At 68.8% G+C, this 19,286-nt stretch carries 15 protein-coding genes; 7 read left to right on the top strand and 8 right to left on the bottom strand.

Annotation, left to right across the window (positions count from 1 at the left end):
- Positions 1–82: 82 nt before the first annotated feature.
- The 4 genes from DM194_RS02265 to DM194_RS02250 all read right to left on the bottom strand — a co-directional run bounded on the left by DM194_RS02265 (position 83) and on the right by DM194_RS02250 (position 5,351).
- The gene (locus tag DM194_RS02265) at positions 83–898 is read right to left on the bottom strand and encodes a galactosyltransferase-related protein (RefSeq protein WP_111065727.1); all 816 of its coding nucleotides are present in this window, start codon (positions 896–898) and stop codon (positions 83–85) included.
- Entirely contained in the window at positions 895–3,540 is a 2,646-nt protein-coding gene (locus DM194_RS02260) for a tetratricopeptide repeat protein (RefSeq protein WP_111065726.1), read from the bottom strand. The genes DM194_RS02265 and DM194_RS02260 overlap by 4 nt, the downstream gene beginning before the upstream one ends.
- A 64-nt stretch (positions 3,541–3,604) precedes the next feature.
- On the bottom strand, positions 3,605–4,327 hold the full coding sequence (locus DM194_RS02255; RefSeq protein ID WP_111065725.1) for a hypothetical protein: 723 nt from the start codon (positions 4,325–4,327) through the stop codon (positions 3,605–3,607).
- A 46-nt stretch (positions 4,328–4,373) separates the two neighbouring features.
- On the bottom strand, positions 4,374–5,351 hold the full coding sequence (locus tag DM194_RS02250) for a glycosyltransferase family 10 domain-containing protein (protein ID WP_111065724.1): 978 nt from the start codon (positions 5,349–5,351) through the stop codon (positions 4,374–4,376).
- A gap of 351 nt (positions 5,352–5,702) precedes the next feature.
- On the opposite strand from DM194_RS02250, the gene ileS reads away from it, so the two are divergent.
- The 5 genes from ileS (at position 5,703) to DM194_RS02225 (ending at position 12,899) form a co-directional block, all read left to right on the top strand.
- A complete protein-coding gene (gene ileS / locus DM194_RS02245) occupies positions 5,703–8,546 on the top strand; it encodes an isoleucine--tRNA ligase (protein ID WP_111065723.1) in 2,844 nt (947 codons plus the stop codon).
- 145 nt (positions 8,547–8,691) lie between these two features.
- Positions 8,692–9,195, top strand: coding sequence for a signal peptidase II (gene lspA / locus DM194_RS02240; protein WP_111065722.1), 504 nt, complete (start codon positions 8,692–8,694; stop codon positions 9,193–9,195).
- A 106-nt stretch (positions 9,196–9,301) separates the two neighbouring features.
- Positions 9,302–9,889 carry a DUF3035 domain-containing protein gene (locus DM194_RS02235; protein WP_111065721.1) on the top strand — a complete coding sequence of 196 codons (588 nt, stop codon included), beginning with the start codon at positions 9,302–9,304 and terminating at the stop codon, positions 9,887–9,889.
- 254 nt (positions 9,890–10,143) lie between these two features.
- On the top strand, positions 10,144–11,541 hold the full coding sequence (locus DM194_RS02230) for a M16 family metallopeptidase (protein WP_111065720.1): 1,398 nt from the start codon (positions 10,144–10,146) through the stop codon (positions 11,539–11,541).
- A 2-nt stretch (positions 11,542–11,543) separates the two neighbouring features.
- The gene (locus DM194_RS02225) at positions 11,544–12,899 is read left to right on the top strand and encodes a M16 family metallopeptidase (protein WP_111065719.1); all 1,356 of its coding nucleotides are present in this window, start codon (positions 11,544–11,546) and stop codon (positions 12,897–12,899) included.
- 120 nt (positions 12,900–13,019) lie between these two features.
- Here the strand turns inward: DM194_RS02225 and DM194_RS02220 are convergent, their stop codons facing one another.
- A complete protein-coding gene (locus DM194_RS02220) occupies positions 13,020–13,202 on the bottom strand; it encodes a hypothetical protein (RefSeq protein ID WP_111065718.1) in 183 nt (60 codons plus the stop codon).
- A gap of 205 nt (positions 13,203–13,407) precedes the next feature.
- Here DM194_RS02220 and pgi point away from each other — a divergent pair, with 205 nt between their 5' ends.
- A complete protein-coding gene (gene pgi / locus DM194_RS02215; RefSeq protein ID WP_111065717.1) occupies positions 13,408–15,060 on the top strand; it encodes a glucose-6-phosphate isomerase in 1,653 nt (550 codons plus the stop codon).
- 154 nt (positions 15,061–15,214) lie between these two features.
- On the top strand, positions 15,215–15,469 hold the full coding sequence (locus DM194_RS02210; RefSeq protein WP_111065716.1) for a hypothetical protein: 255 nt from the start codon (positions 15,215–15,217) through the stop codon (positions 15,467–15,469).
- Positions 15,470–15,473: 4 nt separating this feature from the next.
- On the opposite strand, the gene DM194_RS02205 is transcribed toward DM194_RS02210, so the two are convergent.
- From DM194_RS02205 to DM194_RS02195, 3 genes are all read right to left on the bottom strand, one after another.
- Positions 15,474–16,364: a LysR family transcriptional regulator gene (locus tag DM194_RS02205; RefSeq protein WP_111065715.1), complete on the bottom strand. Its 891-nt coding sequence runs from the start codon at positions 16,362–16,364 to the stop codon at positions 15,474–15,476.
- A 155-nt stretch (positions 16,365–16,519) separates the two neighbouring features.
- Positions 16,520–17,704: an acetate/propionate family kinase gene (locus DM194_RS02200; protein WP_111065714.1), complete on the bottom strand. Its 1,185-nt coding sequence runs from the start codon at positions 17,702–17,704 to the stop codon at positions 16,520–16,522.
- A 14-nt stretch (positions 17,705–17,718) separates the two neighbouring features.
- A complete protein-coding gene (locus tag DM194_RS02195; RefSeq protein ID WP_111067678.1) occupies positions 17,719–19,107 on the bottom strand; it encodes a bifunctional enoyl-CoA hydratase/phosphate acetyltransferase in 1,389 nt (462 codons plus the stop codon).
- Between the last annotated feature and the right edge of the window lie 179 nt (positions 19,108–19,286).

Raw genomic sequence — 19,286 nt, 5'->3', positions numbered from 1 at the left:
CGCGGGCGGGGAGGCGGCGCCGCGCCGCCTCCCCGCCGGCATCTTCAAAGGTTTCGGCATCTTCAAAGATCCGGTGCCGGCCTCAGCCGTTGCGGGAATCCCGGTGCGCAGCGACGGCCGCTTCCTGGTCCGGGCGCGGATTGTGGTTGAACCGGACGCGGACGATTTCCCACCGTCCCTGCGCTCCTGCGGCGCCTCCGCCGTCGCAGGGGCGCCGGTCCAGCACGTCGAAGGACAGCGTGGACAGCCCGTCGCCGGCCGGGATCTTTCCGCCGGACCAAAGCGTCTGAAACAGACGGCGGTTGACCAGGGAGATGGGCGACGGCGTCGCATCCGGCGTGAAGCCGTCGTTGTCATGGTCGAGCGGCTGGAAGCGCCCCTTGCGCCGGCCGGTGGGAATGCGGCGTGCCCGGATCCGCAGCGAGAAATCGAAATCCTCGTAGCCCCAGCCCCAAAAGACGTTGGAGTAGCCGTCGACCTGCCGCATGACCGTATTCGGCATCAGCAGCACGCCGCCCATCGTGCTTTCCAGGTTGGTCGTTACCGTACGGTCCGACCGTCCCGGCGCGACCGGCCGCTGCTCCGCCCCGTACCACAGGATCGGCGTGGGACAATCGGCCGATGAATAGTCGGCATCGACCGGCAGGTAATCGATGTCGTGCAGGCAGGTGTAGCCGCTCCGTTCCTCACCCAGCAGGAATCCGGCATTCATCAGAGCCCCCCGGTTGAAGGGAAGCCCGGCCTCCTGCTCCACGATGGTGACGCGATAGTCGATCCGCGGCACCAGCCGGTCGAAATAGGCGCTCACCCAGGGGACGAACTGCCGGAGATGGCTTTCGCGGTCCCGGTAAGGGACGACGATGTGGAGCCGCGCCCCTGCGTTGTCGGCGGTCGTCATGTGGCCTCCCCTTCTCCCTGCAAGGCGGATATCGGACCGCCGGTGTCGTCGGCCGCAATCGTGATCGGCCGCGGCGCACCGCCGGCCCGGTGAATTTCCCACATCTCCCGGTATGCCGCCTCGAGATGCCGGGCAAAACGGGGCGTGTCGAACAGGGCACAGACCGGCCGGTTGCGCGCCAGCCGATCCCGCAGGTCGCGAAGCCGTCCGGGCGAGCGGGCGAGCGTCACCGCCGCGGCCTCATAGGCCTCCTGCCCGTCGACGATCAGTTCGGGCAGTCCGGCCGCCCGCAGCAGGCTGGCCGCCACGCGCCCGGCGAATGTCGTCCCGCGCCGTGTCAGCACCGGCAGCCCCGCCCACAGGGCATCGCTGGCCGTGGTGTGGGCGTTGTAGGGAAGTGTGTCGAGGAACAGATCCGCCAGCCGGTGCCGCGCCAGATGCTCGGCATGGGGCATGGGCCTGGCGAAGACGAGCCGGCCGGGGTTCACGCCGCGGGCCTCGCCCTCGCGGCGCAGGTTCGCCGCCACCTGGGGATCCCCGGCATAGAGCCACAACACACTGCCCGGCACCGCCGCCAGGATGCGCGCCCAGCCGTCGAACAGGGCGGGCGTCAGCTTGTAGGGGCTGTTGAAGCAGCAGAATACGAAACCGTCGCCCGGCAACCCGCAGTCCGCACGCGTCGGCGTGGCCTCGGCGATGACGCGCCGGCGGTCGTTGGGCTGATAGCAATCCGGCAGCCGCACCACCTGCTCGGTAAAGAACCCCTCCTCGCCCGGCGCGATCACGATGGGGTCGGCGACGATGTAGTCGACATACTCCGCCCCCAGCGTTCCCGGATAGCCCAGCCAGTTGACCTGCACCGGGGCCGGGCGAGCCGCCAGGATCGAGCTGCGCGAGAAGGTGGTGAAGCCGGTCAGATCGACCAGGATGTCGATGCCGTCCGCCGCGATCGCCCGCGCGGCATCGGCGTCGGTGTGGCGGCGCAGGTCGACGAAGCGCTCGATCCCCCGCTCGAGCCGCCGGCGCAGCGCACTGCCGTCGTCGATGCCTGTCGAATAGGCGGTGACGGCGAAGCGGGAGCGGTCATGCGTTTCCAGCGCATCGACCATCAGGTGGCCCATGGCATGTTCGCGGAAATCCGACGAGAGGTAGCCGATCCGCAGGCGCGCGTCGCGCGCCGCCACAGCCGCCGCCACAGCCTGCGGCCGGGCCGTCGGCACGGCGGCGCGGGCCTTCGCCGCCGCCCAGCGGGCCGCGGCCGCCTGCTGGTCGGCCAGGGTCGAGGCGCAGGACAGGACGTCGAAGGGCGACACGCCCTCCGCCCCCTCCCGCACCCGCCGGAGGAGCCGCGCTTCCAGCCCATCGAGATCGCGCCAGTCGCACAGAAGCCTCTGCCGATGGACGAGCTGGCCCAAGGCCGCGGCATGGTCCGGAACCAGCCGCAGCACCCGCCGGCAGGCGGTCACCGACACCGCGCTCCAGCCGGCCATCGCGGCGGCCATCGCCAGATCGACATGGGCTTCGGGTTCGCCGGGATCGATGGCGACGGCATTGCGCAGGACGGCGACGGCGGCATCGGGGCGCGCGGCCTCCGCCAGCACGCGGCCCAGCCGTCGCCAGGCATCGCCGTTCGCCGGCTGCCGGGCCAGCAGGCCCCTGAGAACCGCCAGCGCGCCGGCCGCATCGCGCAGGCTCGACAGGAGCAGGGCCAGATTGATCTCGGCCAAAGCGAAATCGGGCTGCAGGTCGAGCGCCGCGCGGTACTGGGCCACGGCGTCCTGCGGACGGCCGAGTTCCCGCAAGGCGTTGCCGAGGTTGTTGCGCGCCGCCGGGTCGGACGGCTCCAGCCGGACCGCGGCCGAGGCGGCACGCCATGCCTCCCTCCAGCGCCGCGCCGCATGGGCGGCATTACCGAGCGCCAGCCAGTTCCGCCCGCTGGCCGGATCGAGCGCCACCGCGACACGGCTGGCGGCGAGCGCCTCCGCGGGGCGGCCGGTCGCGTCGAGCAGGCAGGTCAGGTTGTGCCAGTTCTCCGCATCCCCGGGCGCGAAGCCGACCGCCTTGCGGAAGACGGCCTCCGCCTCCGTGCCATGGCCCATGCGATGGAGCGCCACGCCCAGCTTGGACCACGCCCCGGCGTCGGCGGGATCGAGCCGCGCCGCCTCGCGATGAGCGGCGGCGGCCTCCGCGAATCGACCAAGTTCCTGCAGGGCGACGCCGAGATTGTTGTGGACCTCCCCCAGGTGGGAATGGGTCGCCAGCACCTTGCGGTAATGGGGTTCGGCATCCTGCGCGCGGCCTTGCCGGTGCAGGGCCAGCGCAAGCCCGTAATGCGCATCGACCGAAGCGGGAGCGACCCGCAGCGCAGCCGCATAGACCGCCGCCGCCGCATCCCAGCGGGCCATGGCGGCCATCGCGGAACCGAAATCGAGATAGACCTCCAGGTCCTTGGCGATGGCCAGCGACTGCTGGAACAGGATCACCGCCTCACGCGGGCGGCCCAGCCGCAGTTCCACCACGCCCAGCCGGTGCAGGGCGGACGGGTTCTGCGGCTCGGCCTGCAGGACTTCGAGGTAGCGGGCCCTCGCCTCCTCCAGATTGCCGCTGTTTTCCGCCGCCACGGCGCGGGTGAAGCTGGTCATGCGCTGCCGATCGCTGCTGACGGTTGACGGGGACGGGTCCGGCGCTTGTCTGCCATAGCCGACCTCAGCCGCGCCAGCGCGTGTGTTCCAGGATGCGCGGAATCCCGGCCGGACGGCGGCCGTCCCCCCATTGCGAGATGTCGGGAATGGCGGTCACGCCGTGGCGGCGGCCGAGCAGGCTGAGGATGCTCTGGTCGTGGCGATGGTCGCGGAACTCCGGATAGTTCGGCAGGCCGCATTCGTTCGGGGCGTCGGTGATCAGCCGGGCATCCTGGGCATAGCGCAGCCATTGCGAAACGAAGTCCATGCTTTCCGGCCCGCGCTCGCAGACGATGAAACTGGCGAGGATCTGCGGCGCATCTGTGAAGGCCGGCTGGTCCTGCCCCATGAAATGGAAGCAGTCGCGCTTGGTCCAGACGCGGTTGCTGTGCTGGTCCTCCAGCGTGAACAGCAGGACCGGCAGGTCGCGCCGCTGGCGGCAGAGTTCGATCACCGGGTCGACGCTGTGGACGAAATGGGCCCCGCTGTCGCTGTAGAAAAGGATGTCGCCGTCCTGCAGATGCTTGCGCAGCATCAGGTCGATGAAATAGGGCTTCCACAGCCAATAGCCGGCCCCGCGCGGCTGCTCCAGGATATGCCGGTTGCGGGCGGCGAAGGCGGCATCGATGTGGTGCCGCCCCATCATCGCCACCCCGTCGAAGCCGCCGACCTCCAACCCGGTCCTGCCGTTGTGTTTCTGCGCCGTCGTGAAGGCCCCGTCGGCATAGTTCAGCAGCACCCGCTTCATCGCCCACCCTTCCGCCGCGGCAAGGCGGCTCTCTCACCAGCGCCGCTCACAGGCGGCTTTCGATCCATTCGGCCAGGCGGAAGGCATCGAAGTAGAAATCCTCCGTGCCGATGAAGGGCGGCGTGCTGCGGTAGCGGCGATAGGTGTCGTAATCGTCGTCGGCGGCCAGGATGGCGTCGATCGCCTCCTCGTCGGAGGAATAGCGCGACACGTCGATGAAGCTGCCGGCGGCGACGTCCCGCAACACGCCGGCGTCGCCCCAATAGAGCGGCACGGCGCCGGCCTGGAAGGCATCGAGGATCTTCTCGGTCAGATAGCCGGGATACGAGGCATTCTCGAACGCGAAGGCGAAGCGATAGCGCGAGAAGACCCGGATCTTGGGCAGCCAGCCCATCTTCACCACGCTGCCGGTGTTGTTCAGCAGCCAGCCCACCGATTCCACATGGCGGCGGGCGCAGAGCATCTGGAAGAAGTCGTTCCGGCGGGCGCAGTTGGGGTTCTTGTAGAGGAAGGCGCAGAATTTCCGCTTCGCCGCCTCTTCCCGCGTCGGCGGCACCGGCGGCAGGACGGAGTGGCAGAAATGCGGCGTCGCCCCTTCGCGCCTGTGGTCCCAGGCATGCATGACGTAGAGCGGCAGGCGGTAATGCCGGGGGTGGTCGATGCGGTCGAACGACACCGACATGTCGACGCCGTCGAGCGGGGGCCGCACATTCTCGCCGGTGAAGAACAGCGCGCGGGCGGTGCGGGCCTCGCGGTGTCGGGTGCCGAACACCGACACGACGGCGAGGTCGCAGTCGTTCTCGACGACGGAAACGTCGAAGCGGCTCGACAGAATATCCACGAAGAAGTTGTCGGCCGGATTGAACTCCGGCCAGAAGTCGAAAAAGGCGATCTTCAGGCGCGGCCGGGCGCCGCGGCCGCCGCGCTCGGGCCCATACAGGAGGAAACGGTCGAGAACCGCCGGGTCCTTGTTGGCTGAAGCGAGGAATTCGGCCAGGAAGTCTTTTGTCCGTCGATCGATCATGCCCGCCGATGCCCTTTCGCGTGCCGCCTGCCGCGAACACTTCCTGTGCCGACATCCCGGCGGCAACACCCTAGATTTGCAACACTCGCATGACCAGAGGATTTTTCGGACCCTGCCGCGCTCCGGACCGGCATGAGCCGTCCTTGACCGCACCGCACACGCCGCTAATATCCCGCGCCATGGACGTCTCACTGCGGATCCCGACGATGTGCGCCCCGGCGCATCACGCGCGAATTACCGGCCCGGCTCTCTGAGGAGGGCCGGGATAGAGACCTGCTGTGTTCCGGGCGGCGCCACGGCCAGTCCTGCCGGCCGCCGCCCGACGGTGATGCTTTCCCCCAGGGATCCGATATGACCCGCGATTACAAATCGACCGTCTTCCTGCCCCGCACCGATTTCCCCATGCGCGGCGGCCTGCCGACCAAGGAGCCCGAGCTGCTGAAGCGCTGGGCCGAGATGGACCTGTTCGGCAAGCTGCGCGCCGGCGCCAAGGGCCGGAAGAAGTTCGTGCTGCACGACGGCCCTCCCTACGCCAACGGCAACATCCACATCGGCCATGCCGTCAACAAGATCCTGAAGGACGTGATCGTCCGCTTCCGCCAGATGCAGGGCTTCGACGCCGATTACGTCCCCGGCTGGGACTGCCACGGCCTGCCCATCGAGTGGAAGATCGAGGAGAAGTACCGCAAGGCCGGCAAGAACAAGGATGACGTGCCGCTCATCCAGTTCCGCGCCGAGTGCCGCCAGTTCGCCGAGGAGTGGGTGGGCATCCAGGCCGCCGAGTTCCGCCGGCTGGGCGTCGAAGGCGACTGGAAGCACCCCTACGCCACCATGACCTTCCCGGCCGAGGCGCAGATCGTCCGCGAAATCCACAAGTTCGCGCTGAACGGCGGCCTCTACAAGGGCTCCAAGCCGGTGATGTGGTCGGTGGTCGAGAAGACCGCGCTGGCCGACGCCGAGGTGGAATACCACGACCACACCTCCACCACCGTCTTCGCCCGCTTCCCCGTCTGGGGGTCGTCGGCGCCGGAGGTGGACGAGGCCAGCATCGTCATCTGGACGACCACCCCCTGGACCCTGCCGGGCAACCGCGCCATCGCCTATGGCGACGAGATCGAATACGCCACCTTCAAGGTCACGGCGGTCGCCGAGGACAGTAAGGCGGTGGTCGGCGAGCGCCTCGTGCTCGCCACCGCGCTGGCCGAAAGCGTCCTGAAGGAGGCCGGCATCACCGAGTGGAAGCAGCTGCACCGCTTCCCCGGCTCGCGCCTCGCCGGCACCTATTGCCGCCACCCGCTGAACGGCAAGGGCTACGACTTCAAGGTGCCGCTGCTGGCCGGCGATTTCGTGACGACCGACGCCGGCTCGGGCTTCGTCCACATCGCCCCCGGCCATGGCGAGGACGACTTCCGGCTGGGCCAGGCCAACGGCATCGAGGTGCCGCAGACGGTGGGCGAGGACGGGCGCTACTACGCCCACGTTCCGCTCTTCGCCGGCCTGACGGTCTACACCGACCAGGGCAAGCCCGGCCCCGCCAACAAGGCGGTGCTGGAGGCGTTCGGGGAAGCCGGGTCGCTGCTGGCCAGCAACCGCATCAAGCACAGCTATCCGCACAGCTGGCGGTCCAAGGCGCCGCTGATCTTCCGCACCACGCCGCAGTGGTTCATCTCGATGGAGACGAACGACCTGCGCAAGGTGGCGCTGCAGGCGATCTCCGACACCCGCTGGATCCCGTCCCAGGGCGAGAACCGCATCCGCTCGATGATCGAGAGCCGCCCGGACTGGTGCATCAGCCGCCAGCGCGCCTGGGGCGTGCCGATCGCCCTGTTCGTGCGCAAGGCGACCGGCGAGATCCTGCGCGACGAGGCGGTGTTCGCCCGCATCGCCGACATCTTCCAGCAGGAGGGCGCCGACGCCTGGTTCGCCCGCGATCCGCAGGATTTCCTCGGCAACGGCTATGCCGCCGGGGAGTTCGAGCAGGTCCGGGACATCGTCGACGTCTGGTTCGAGTCCGGCTCCTCCCACGCCTTCGTGCTGGAGCAGCGACTGGAGGAGCTGGCATGGCCGGCCGACCTCTATCTGGAAGGCTCCGACCAGCATCGCGGCTGGTTCCATTCCTCGCTGCTGGAAAGCTGCGGCACGCGCGGCCGGGCGCCCTACAACGCGGTGCTGACCCACGGCTTCGTGCTGGACGAGCAGGGCCGCAAGATGTCCAAGTCGCTGGGCAACGTGGTGGCCCCGCAGGAGGTCTGCGACCAGTACGGCGCCGACATCCTGCGCCTGTGGATCATCAACTCCGACTATTCGGAGGATCTCCGCATCGGCAAGGAGATCATCAAGACCCAGGCCGACCTGTACCGCCGCCTGCGCAACACGCTGCGCTACCTGCTGGGCGCGCTGGCCGACTACACCCCGGCCGAGCGGATCGACGCCGCCCAGATGCCGGAGCTGGAGCGCTGGGTCCTGCACCGCCTGTCGGAACTGGACGCCCTGGTGCGCGAGAAGGTCGAGGCCTACGACTTCCACGCCCTGTTCGTGGCCCTGCACAACTTCTGCGCAGTGGAGCTGTCGGCCTTCTACTTCGACGTCCGCAAGGACAGCCTCTATTGCGACGCGGTCGATTCGGTGCGCCGCCGGTCGGTGCGGACGGTGATGGAGCATCTGTTCTCCACCCTGACCGCCTGGCTCGCGCCGATCCTCTGCTTCACCGCGGAAGAGGCGTGGCTGGCCCGGCCGGAAGGCCTGACCGGCGGCCAGGGCTGGACCGACGAGAGCGTGCATCTGCGCGGCTTCCCGGAGGTTCCGGCCGAGTGGCGCGACGACGCCCTCGCCGCCAAGTGGGAGGCGGTGCGCAACGTCCGCCGCGTCGTCACCGGCGCGCTGGAGCTTGAGCGCGCCAACAAGGCCATCGGCTCGTCGCTGCAGGCCGATCCCACCGTCCATGTCGACGCCGCCACCAAGGCGCTGCTGGCCGACGTGGACTTCCAGGACGTCTGCATCACCTCGGCCATCGAGGTGACGGAGGCTGCGGCGCCCGACGGGGCCTTCACCCTGCCCGACGTCCCCGGCATCGCCGTCGCCCCGGGGCTGGCCGAAGGCGAGAAGTGCGAGCGCTGCTGGAAGGTCCTGCCGGAGGTCGGCACCGTCCACGACCATCCGACGCTCTGCGTCCGCTGCTCCGACGCGGTGGCATGAGGCCGGCCGGAACCCGATACCCTCACTCTAACCCTCCCCCGCCGGCCGGGGGAGGGAACTCCGCCGCCCGACGACCAATCCCCCTTCCCCGTTCAACGGGGGAGGGTCGGGGTGGGGGCAGGGGGCGGCAGCTTCCGGAGTTCACATGAACACCTTCGTCGCCAACCAATCCCGCTCCTACTGGCTGTTCGGGCTGATCGTCGCCGCGGTGGTGGCCGTGCTCGACCAGGGCAGCAAATGGTGGATCCTCGAACATGTCATGCAGCCGGTGCCGCATGTCATCGAGGTGACGCCCTTCTTCAACCTCGTGCTGGTGTGGAACTACGGCGTCAGCTTCGGCACCTTCGCCAGCGGCGGGGCGATGATGCCCTATATCCTGAGCGCCATCGCCGCGGTGATCGCCGTCTGCCTCGTCCTCTGGATGCGGCAGGCCGAGAGCCGGCTGGCGGCGCTGGCGCTGGGCTTGATCATCGGCGGCGCGGTGGGCAACGTCGCCGACCGGCTTCTGCATGGCGCGGTGGTCGACTTCCTCGACTTCCATTATGCCGGCTGGCATTTCTGGGCCTTCAACGTGGCCGACAGCGGAATCAGCATCGGCGTGGTCCTGCTGCTGATCGACGGACTGTTCGCGGACCGCGAAAAGTCGTAAGAGTTCCGTCGCCGGTGGCGTTATAACCACCGGCGAGCGCTGACCATGCGGCCTGGACCTTCGGCCCGGGTCGCTACGACGTGACAGACGACGGGATCCTCCGAACGTGACCAGCATCTCCTCCTCCCTCTCCCGGACCCGGCTTCCTCTGCTTGGGCTGGCGCTTGCGGCGTTGACGCTCGCCGGCTGCTCGGATGTTCGCCGCTCCATCGGTCTCGACCGCCAGAGCCCCGACGAGTTCGCCGTCGTTTCCCGCGCTCCGCTGACCCTGCCGCCCAGCATGCAGGATCTGCCCCGGCCGCGCCCCGGCGCCGCCCGTCCGCAGGACAGCACGTCGACCCAGATGGCCGCCGGCGCCGTGTTCGGCGGCTCCTCGCGCGGTAACGCCACGGCGGCGGCCGGCTCCACCGCCGGCGAGAGGTCGCTGATCGCCCAGGCCTCGGCGCGCGACGGCATCGACCCCAATATCCGCGCCAAGGTCGATCAGGAAACCACCCAGCTGATCATCGCCGACAAGAGCTGGATCGATTCGCTGCTGTTCTGGCAGAAGCAGGAGCAGCCCTACTCGCTCGTCGACCCCGCCAAGGAGCAGCAGCGCCTGCGCGAGGCCCAGGCCCAGGGCAAGTCGGTGGACGGCGCCGCCACTCCGGTCATCGAGCGCAAGCGCAAGGCGCCGCTGGAAGGCCTGTTCTAAAGCGAATTTGCATTCGCTTTGGATTTATATGACCTCATTCGCCGGTCGGGCTTCGGCCGCATGGGCGGCCGGCCCCGCCGTCGCGGTCCAAAGCGGATGGCAATCCGCTTTAAGCGGACCCTGTCCGCACCCAGCCCGGCAGCATCCGCATGGCTCAAACCTTGTTCCGGGCACGACATCACACCAACTTCCGGGGGCGCCCTTCACAGCGAAGGGCGCCCTTTCGATTCGGACCTCCTGATCCGGGAGCCCTCATGCTTGCCTACCTTCCAGCCCGCCGCCTCGCCGCGGCCGGTTTCCTGGCCTTGACGATGACGGCCGCCGCCCCCTTCCTGCCGGGGCCGATCGCCGCGCCACCCGCATCCGCCGCGGAAAAGGGGGTGTTCTTCCCCGAGAGCTTCACCCTGTCGAACGGCATGCAGGTGGTGGTCATCCCCAACCACCGCGTTCCCGTCGTGACCCACATGGTCTGGTACAAGGTGGGCGCGGCCGACGAGGACCGCGGCCAGTCCGGCATCGCCCATTTCCTGGAACACCTGATGTTCAAGGGGACGGAACAGATCCCGCCCGGCGAGTTCAGCCGCACCGTCGCCAAGAACGGCGGGCGCGACAACGCCTTCACCAGCTACGACTACACCGCCTATTACCAGAACGTCGCCCGCGACCGCCTGGAGTTGGTGATGCGGATGGAGGCCGACCGCATGGCCAACCTGAAGCTGACCGACGCGCAGGTCTATCCCGAGCGCGACGTCATCGTCGAGGAGCGCCGCCAGCGCGTCGAGAACGAACCGGCCGACCGCATCGGCGAGCAGATCAACGCCACGATGTTCGTCCACCATCCGTACGGCACCCCGGTGATCGGCTGGCCGCAGGAGATTTCGTCGCTGACGCGGGAGATGGCGGAGGACTTCTACAAGACCTGGTACGCCCCCAACAACGCCATCCTGGTGGTCTCCGGCGACATCACCGCGGAAGAGCTTAAGCCGTTGGCCGAACGCTATTACGGCTCCATCCCCGCGCGTCCGGTGCCGGAGCGCAAGCGGGTGAGCGAACCGCCGATGAGTGCCGCAAGACAGGTGGTCCTGCGCGACGAAGAGGTCCGGCAGCCGTCGGTGCGCCGCACCTGGACCGCGCCGTCCTACCGCCTCGATCCCCAGGGCCAGGCCTATGCGCTGCAGGTGCTGGCCGAGATCATGAGCGGCGGCACCACCTCCCGCCTCTACCGCAGCCTGGTGGTGGATCAGAAGCTCGCGACCTCCGCCTGGCTCGGCTACGGCCCCACCGCCTGGGACATGGGCACGCTCAGCGTCGGCGCCAGCCCGGCCGCCGGAGTGCCGATGGAAAAGCTGGAGACGGCCTTGTGGGCCGAGATCGACAAGCTTCTGGAATCCGGCGTGACCGAGGAGGAGGTCGCCACCGCCCGCAAGCGCATGCTCGCCTCCGCCGCCTATGCCCGCGACAGCCTGACCGGCCCGGCCCAGACACTGGGCGCCGCACTGGCGACCGGCCAGAGCATCGACGACGTGGAAAGCTGGCCGGTGCGCATCGACGCCGTAACCGCCGATCAGGTCAACGCCGCCGCCCGCGCCGTTCTGGGTCAGACCAACCATGTCACCGGCCTGCTGCTGCCCCCGACCGGAAAGGACAGTTGAGGATGAGCGTGCGTCACTTTTCCCTGCGGACGGGCGTCGCCGCGTTCCTGTTCACCGTCGTCGCCTTCGTCCTGCCCGCCCAGGCCATGGACATCAAGCGCGTGGTCAGCCCAGGCGGGATCGAGGCCTGGCTGGTCGAAGACCACAAGGTTCCGGTGCTGGCGCTGGAATGGACCTTCGATGGGGCCGGTGGCATCGACCCCAAGGGCAAGGAGGGGTTGGCCAATCTCGCCTCCACCATGCTCGACGAGGGGGCCGGTCCCTATGACTCGCAGGCCTTCCAGGCGCGGCTGCAGGACAAGGCCATCGCTCTCGGCTTCGATGCCGGGCGCGACGGGTTCAGCGGCTCGCTGCGCACCCTGACCGAGAACCGCGACGAGGCGCTGGACCTGACCCGGCTCGCCCTGACCGAACCGCATTTCGCACCCGATGCGCTGGACCGCATGCGTGGCTCGATCATGGCGAGCCTGCGGCGGGATCTGGCCGACCCCAACTATGTCGCGCGCCGCCAGTTCTACGCCACCGCCTTCCCCGACCACCCCTATGGCGGCGAAATGCGCGGCACGCTGGAAACCCTGCCGACCATCACGCCCGACGACCTGCGCCGCTTCGTGAAGGGCCAGTTCGGCCGCGACCGGCTGGTGGTTGCCGCCGCCGGCGACATCACCCCGGAGGAACTCGGCAAGGCGCTGGACCGGGTGTTCGGCACGCTGCCGGCCAAGTCCGAGGCGCCGGGCATCCCCGACGTGACGATGGCCGGGACGGGCGAGACCATCCTGCTGCCGCGCCCGACGGCGCAGACCGTCATGCTGATGGGGCAGCCGGGCGTGAAGCGCGACGATCCCGACTGGTACGCCGCCACGGTGATGAACTATGTGCTGGGCGGCGGCGGCTTCGGTTCCCGTCTGATGGAGGAGGTGCGGGAGAAGCGCGGGCTGAGCTACGGCGTCTACAGCTATCTGATTCCGATGGACCATGCCGCCGTGGTGATGGCCGGCGGTTCCACCGTCAATGCCAAGGCCGGACAGGCGCTGGACATCATCCGCCAGGAATGGGCGCGCATGGCCAAGGACGGGCTGACCGACCAGGAACTGGCCGACGCCAAGACCTATCTGACCGGCTCCTTCCCGCTGCAGCTGGGCTCGACCCAGGCGATCGCCCGCGTCCTGCTGCAGGTGAAGCGGGACAATCTGGGCATCGACTATCTGAACGAGCGCGACCGCTACATCAATGCTGTGACCCAGGAGGACATCAAGCGCGTCGCCCAGCGCCTGCTCGATCCCTCCAAGCTGCTGACCGTGCTGGTGGGCAAGCCGGAAGGCGTGACCTCGACCCGGACGGTCGAAGCGGGCAATTGAAGGGATAGCTGACCGCTTGGTCGGCTCCGAATGCCTTCCCTGCCCCTCCCCCGCTCCAGCGGATCTGCGCTCCGCCGGGAGCGGGGGAGGTCGGGTGGGCGTCCTGCTCTCCCCGGGAAATCACGCCAAATCCGGCTGACTCCCCGGAAAGCGCGGATCGCTCGGATCGACCGGGCTGCCGGGCACCTTGCCCGGGATGATCCCGACCTGATCCGGCCGCGCGGCGTCGTCGCGGTCGCGTTGCTCCTCGCGCTCCTCCAATGGAGGGGTAACGGGCTTGTCCGGCATCGGCTCCTCCGGCATGGCGTCCTCCTGTAGCGGGTCCTGCGATCCTCAACACCCCGGAACCCCACCCGGTTGCACCCCTGGCCGGCACGCATAGGCCGTAAAGCCGCGTCGGATGCCGCGTTTTGGCCCGTGGCCGTTGCCGATCGTCGGTGTTAGGCTCCGCACGCCCCGCAGATGGGCCGCGTCAAAGGACCGCTGACGTCAAGGAGTCCAAAGCATCATGACCGCGCTGACCCGTTCGCCCGCCTGGACCGCTCTCGCCCGGCACCGCCAGGACATGGCCGGCACGCACATGCGTGACCTGTTCGCCGCCGATCCCGGCCGGTTCAAGGCCTTCTCGCTGGAGGCCGCGGGGCTGTTCCTCGATTATTCGAAGAACCGCGTCACGCGGGACACGGTCGGCCTGCTGCTCGACCTCGCCCGCCAGCAGGATGTCGAGGGTGCCCGCGCCCGCATGTTCGGCGGCGAGCCGATCAACCTGACCGAAAAGCGCGCCGTGCTGCACACCGCGCTGCGCAACCGTTCCGACCGCGCCGTGACGGTCGATGGCCGCGACGTGATGCCGGCCGTCCGCGCCGTGCTGGAGCGGATGGACGCCTTCGCCAATTCGGTGCGCGACGGCGAATGGCGCGGCTATACCGGCCAGCCGATCACCGACGTGGTGAACATCGGCATCGGCGGTTCCGACCTCGGGCCGGTGATGGCGACGGAGGCGCTGAAGCCCTTCGCCCATTCCCATGTCGCCCTGCATTTCGTCTCCAACGTCGACGGCACCCACTTGGCCGAACAGCTGAAGTGGCTGGACCCGGAGACCACCCTGTTCATCATCGCGTCCAAGACCTTCACGACGCAGGAGACGCTGACCAACGCCCATTCCGCCCGCCGCTGGTTCCTGGAGACCGCGAAGGACGAGGCGCATGTCGCCAAGCATTTCGTCGCCGTCTCCACCAACGAGGCGGAGGTGCGGAAGTTCGGCATCGACCCGGCCAACATGTTCGGCTTCTGGGACTGGGTCGGCGGCCGCTATTCGCTGTGGTCGGCCATCGGCCTGCCGATCATGATCGCCATCGGGCCGGAACGCTTCGCCGAACTGCTGGCCGGCGCCCACGCGATGGACGAGCATTTCCGCACCGCCCCGCTGGAACGCAACATGCCGGTGCTGATGGGCCTGCTGGGGGTGTGGTACCGCAATTTCTGGGACGCCTCGTCCTACGCGGTGCTGCCCTATGACCAGTACCTGCACCGTTTCCCGGCCTATCTCCAGCAGTTGGACATGGAGAGCAACGGCAAGTCGGTGACCCGCGGCGGCGAGCCGGTGGACTACCAGACCGGCCCGGTGCTGTTCGGCGAGCCCGGCACCAACGGGCAGCACGCCTTCTACCAGCTGATCCACCAGGGCACCTCGCTGATCCCCTGCGACTTCATCGCCGCGGCCACCACCCACAACCCGATCGGGGTTGAGCCCGGCGCCCATCACCGCATCCTGCTGTCCAACGTCTTCGCCCAGGCCGAAGCGCTGATGCGCGGCAAGACCGCCGACGAGGTGCGGGCGGAGATGACCAAGGCAGGAAAGCCGGCGGCGGAGGTGGAGGCCCTGGTCCCCCACCGCGTCTTCCCCGGCAATCGCCCGTCCAACACCATCCTGATCCAAAGCCTGACCCCGGCGACACTGGGCGCCCTGATCGCGCTGTACGAGCACAAGGTCTTCGTCCAGGGCATCGTCTGGGACATCAACAGCTTCGACCAATGGGGCGTGGAGCTTGGCAAGCAGTTGGCCAGCACCATCCTGCCGGAGCTTGAGAACGGCCCGGTCGAGGGGGCGCATGACTGCTCCACCGCCGGACTGATCGCGTGGTGGCGGGCGCACCGGTAAGGATCGCCCCGCTGGCTCGGACCAGGCAATTGTTTGAATACGAACGCTATCGGACCGATGGAACCCGGTCAGATGGCGTTCGGAACATTGCGACTGCGTTCTGGTTGAAGAGGGAAGCGGTCTTTGCACCAACCCACTTCAGCGGAGCAGCCCCATGTCCATGCGCTTACGCCTCGCCATCCTGATCTACGGCATGATCCAGGGTGTGGTCTTCGGCATCGGCACCGTTCTGGTCCTGGCAATCCCCAGCTTTTCCGAGCAGGCGATGACACTGATGCCGACGGTGGTCATCCTCAGCGTCATCCTTGCGGCTCCCATCGCCTGGTTCGTGGCACCGCGGCTGCGCCTGCGCTTCTGGCAGCGGCGGGAGGAACGGCAGCAGGCGCCGCGCCGGGTCACGCTGTCCTGACCGGTCAGCCTGCCGCGTCTTCCGCGACCATGGCGAACAGCCAGTCGCGGAAGGCGCGCATGGTCGGCGTCTCCGGCCGCGATTTCAGCGAGGTCAGCCAATAGGCGCCCTTGCAGACGGTAACGGCGAAGGGCTGCTCGATCAGTCCCAGCGCCAGCGGCCGGCGGAACATCGCCACCGGGGCCAGCGCCACGCCGGCCCCCTGGATCGCCGCCTCCACCATCAGGGAGGAGGAGTCGAAGACCGGACCCTTGATCGAAGGCATCGCCGCCGGCTCCAGCCCGGCGGCGGCGAACCAGCCCGGCCATTCGTCGGACCGGTAGGAGCGCAGCAGGGTCTCCCGCCCGACGTCGGCAGGGTCGCGCAGCCGTCCAGCGATCTCCGGCGCGCACAGCACCGACAGCGGCGCGTCGAACAGCCGGTCCGCGTCGGTGCCGTGCCACGCCCCGTCACCGAAGCGGATGGCGTAGTCCAGCCCCTCCGCCGCGATATCGACGCGGTTGTTGTTGGTGGACAGGCGCAGATCGACGAAGGGATGCGCTTCGCGGAAGCGGCCGAGCCGCGGCAGCAGCCAGCCGACGGCGAAGGTGCCGACGGCGCCCACCGTCAGAACCTCGCGGAACCGTCCGCCCTCGAACTGGTCGAGCAGCCCGCCGATGCGGTCGAACGCCTCCTCCAGCGTCGGCAGCAGCGCCCGCCCCTCGTCCGTCAGGGCAAGGCCGCGCGGCAGCCGGTGGAACAGGCTGACGCCCAGCCGCGCCTCCAACAGCTTGACCTGATGGCTGACGGCGGCCTGGGTCACGCACAGCTCGATGGCGGCGCGGGTGAAGCTGAGATGCCGGGCCGACGCCTCGAAGGCACGCAAGGCGTTCAGCGGCAGATAGGGGCGGACCACGGGTTCCCCGGTCGATGCTTGATGCCGGAGAGGGTGCTAGCACCGAATGGGGGTGGCCTCCAAGGGGATGTGGGCCAAGGGGATGTGGGCCAGGGGGATGTGGGCCAGGGGGATGTGGGGAGGAGCGCATCGTCAGCCGCCCCTCCCCCAAACCCTCACCGCCCCGTCAGCACCCTGCGGGTGTGCAGCGCGATCATCCGTTCCTCGTCGGTCGGGATGACATAGACCGGCAGGCGGCTTCCCGGCGTGGAGATTTTCGTCGCGTTCGCCAGGTTGGCGGCGGCATCGATTTCCACACCCAGCCAAGCCAGCTTGTCGCCGACGCGAGTCCGCACCGGGGCGGAGCGCTCGCCGATGCCGGCGGTGAAGACCAGCGCATCCACCCCGCCCATCGAGGCGGTGAGCGCACCGGTCTCCTTGGCGATACGGAAGCAGAACAGCTCCACCGCCTCCTGCGCATGCGGGTCGCTGCTGTCGAGCAGGGTGCGCATGTCGTTGGAAATGCCGGAGACGCCGAGCAGGCCGGACTTGTTGTACAGCATCTTCTCGATGGCGCCGGCGTCCATGCCCTTGCGCATCAGATAGATCAGCACGCCAGGATCGATGGTGCCGCAACGTGTGCCCATCGGCAGGCCGTCGAGCGCGGTGAAGCCCATGGTGCTGTCGACGCTGCGCCCGCCATGGATGGCGCACATGCTGGCGCCGCTGCCGAGATGGGCGACCACCACCCGCGAGTCGCCCAGTTCCGGGGCGATTTCCGGCAGGCGGCGGGCGATGTACTCGTAGGACAGGCCATGGAAGCCGTAGCGGCGGACGCCCTCCTCCGTCAGCTCCCGCGGGATGGCGAAGGTCTGCGCCTGCCAGGGCTGGTTGCGGTGGAAGGCGGTGTCGAAGCAGGCGACCTGCGGCAGCTCGGGATGCGCCTCGGCCAGCGCGCGGATGGCGGCGAGGTTGTGCGGCTGGTGCAGCGGAGCGAGCGGGACGAGAGCGTCCAGCTCGTCCATCAGGGCCGGCGTCAGCAGCACCGGGGCGGCGTGGCTGACGCCGCCATGGACCACCCGGTGGCCGGCGGCGATCAGCGTCGCCCCCTCCAGCCGCTCCTCGATCCAGTCGAGCAGGTAGGACAGCAGCGCCGTGCGGTCGCCGGCCTCCCCCGCCCCCCAGCTCTTGTCGGCGAGCGGGCGGCGCTGGGCGTCCTTGGCCTCGAACACCGGCTGGGTGCCGATGCCCGAGATCTGGCCGTTGACGGTGACCACCGGATCCCCGTCGCCGTGATCCCGGAACACCGAGAATTTCAGGCTGGAAGAGCCGGCATTGATGACGAGGATCGCGTTGGACATGTCCCCTGCCCTCCTCACTCGGCCGCGGCGGCGGCGCCGCGGCGGCGGGCGGCGGCCGACAGGACGGCCACGGCACAGGACGCCAGACGGGTGCGCACATTGTCGGCGCGGCTGGTCAGGATGATCGGCACGCGGGCGCCCAGAACGATGCCGGCGGCATCGGCATGGGCCAGGAAGGACAGCTGCTTGGCCAGCATGTTGCCGGCCTCGAGGTCGGGGACCAGCAGGATGTCGGCCTGACCGGCCACCTCGGACTTGATGCCCTTGGTGATGGCGGCCTCGCGGCTGATTGCGTTGTCGAAGGCCAGCGGGCCGTCCAGGATGCCGCCGGTGATCTGGCCGCGGTCGGCCATCTTGCACAGCGCGGCGGCCTCCAGCGTCGAGGCGATCTTGGTGTTGATGGTTTCAACCGCCGACAGGATGGCGACGCGCGGAACCTCGGTGCCCAGGACCTTGGCGAGGTCGATCGCGTTCTGCACGATGCTGACCTTGTCCTCCAGCGTCGGATAGATGTTGATCGCCGCATCGGTGATCAGCAGCGGACGCGGGTAGGTCGGGACGTTCATCACGAAGACGTGGCTCAGGCGGCGTCCGGTGCGCAGGCCGGTTTCCTTCCTCACCACCTCGCCCATCAGCTCGTCGGTGTGCAGGCTGCCCTTCATCACCGCCTCGCATTCGCCGGTGCGGGCCAGCCGCACGCCGGTTTCGGCGGAGGCATGGCTGTGGGCGACGTCGACGATGCGGTAACGGGAGATATCCAGACCATGGGCATCGGCGACGGAACGGATCTTGGATTCCGGGCCGACCAGAACCGGGTCGATCAGGTTGGCCTCGGCCGCCTCGACGGCGCCGCGCAGCGAGCTTTCGTCGCAGGGATGGACGACGGCGGTCGGCACCGGCGGCAGCGACTCGCACTTCTTCAGCATCAGCTCGTGGCCGTCATGACGGATCACCTGCACCTGCGGCAGTTCCGCGGCGGCACGGCAGAACTTCTCCGTCGGGGCGATCACCTCGGCGACGCCGGTGGCGACGGTCTTGCCGTCCTGGTTGGCGGCGAGGCAGTCGAAGACAACCGTCTTGCGCGCGGCGTCCTTGGACTTGGCGGTGACCGTCACGGTGACGATGTCGCCCAGCAGGACCGGACGCTCGAACCGCAGATCCTGGCCGACATAGACGGTGCCGGGGCCGGGCAGCAGCGTGCCGAGAACCGCGGAGATCAGCGAGCCGGACCACATGCCGTGCCCGACCACCTTATGGTCGGCGGCATAGGTCTCGTCGACGTGGGACGGGTTGAGGTCGCCCGACACGGTCGCGAACAGTTCGATGTCGGCCATGGTCAGCCGGCGGGACAGGCTGGCCTGCTGGCCGATGCGGATTTCCTCGAACGTGACGTTTTCGATCATGGGGCTGCCGTTCTTACCGGTCGGAACGATGCCGCTGCGACCCGCCGGAACGGCGGAGAGGGCGGCGGTGGCGGTGTCCATCTCAAAGCTCCTCAAAAGGATCGCGGCGCCCGGCCGACGGGCCGCCGGACGGACCAAAGCCCGTCGGCAGGCGAACCCGCAGGCCGAAGACCGCAGCG

It is taken from the genome of Azospirillum ramasamyi (genome assembly GCF_003233655.1).
Lineage (GTDB): Bacteria > Pseudomonadota > Alphaproteobacteria > Azospirillales > Azospirillaceae > Azospirillum > Azospirillum ramasamyi.
The sequence above is the reverse complement of the archived record's forward strand: the minus strand, read 5'-3'. Positions and strand labels throughout refer to the sequence as shown.

What these genes read in the sequence shown, in the direction of transcription:
- DM194_RS02265 (WP_111065727.1), bottom strand. Translation starts at nt 898, where the DNA reads ATGACGACCGCCGACAACGCAGGGGCGCGGCTCCACATCGTCGTCCCT.
- DM194_RS02260 (WP_111065726.1), bottom strand. Translation starts at nt 3,540, where the DNA reads ATGACCAGCTTCACCCGCGCCGTGGCGGCGGAAAACAGCGGCAATCTG.
- DM194_RS02255 (WP_111065725.1), bottom strand. Translation starts at nt 4,327, where the DNA reads ATGAAGCGGGTGCTGCTGAACTATGCCGACGGGGCCTTCACGACGGCG.
- DM194_RS02250 (WP_111065724.1), bottom strand. Translation starts at nt 5,351, where the DNA reads ATGATCGATCGACGGACAAAAGACTTCCTGGCCGAATTCCTCGCTTCA.
- ileS (WP_111065723.1), top strand. Translation starts at nt 5,703, where the DNA reads ATGACCCGCGATTACAAATCGACCGTCTTCCTGCCCCGCACCGATTTC.
- lspA (WP_111065722.1), top strand. Translation starts at nt 8,692, where the DNA reads ATGAACACCTTCGTCGCCAACCAATCCCGCTCCTACTGGCTGTTCGGG.
- DM194_RS02230 (WP_111065720.1), top strand. Translation starts at nt 10,144, where the DNA reads ATGCTTGCCTACCTTCCAGCCCGCCGCCTCGCCGCGGCCGGTTTCCTG.
- DM194_RS02225 (WP_111065719.1), top strand. Translation starts at nt 11,544, where the DNA reads ATGAGCGTGCGTCACTTTTCCCTGCGGACGGGCGTCGCCGCGTTCCTG.
- DM194_RS02220 (WP_111065718.1), bottom strand. Translation starts at nt 13,202, where the DNA reads ATGCCGGAGGAGCCGATGCCGGACAAGCCCGTTACCCCTCCATTGGAG.
- pgi (WP_111065717.1), top strand. Translation starts at nt 13,408, where the DNA reads ATGACCGCGCTGACCCGTTCGCCCGCCTGGACCGCTCTCGCCCGGCAC.
- DM194_RS02210 (WP_111065716.1), top strand. Translation starts at nt 15,215, where the DNA reads ATGTCCATGCGCTTACGCCTCGCCATCCTGATCTACGGCATGATCCAG.
- DM194_RS02200 (WP_111065714.1), bottom strand. Translation starts at nt 17,704, where the DNA reads ATGTCCAACGCGATCCTCGTCATCAATGCCGGCTCTTCCAGCCTGAAA.
- DM194_RS02195 (WP_111067678.1), bottom strand. Translation starts at nt 19,107, where the DNA reads ATGATCGAAAACGTCACGTTCGAGGAAATCCGCATCGGCCAGCAGGCC.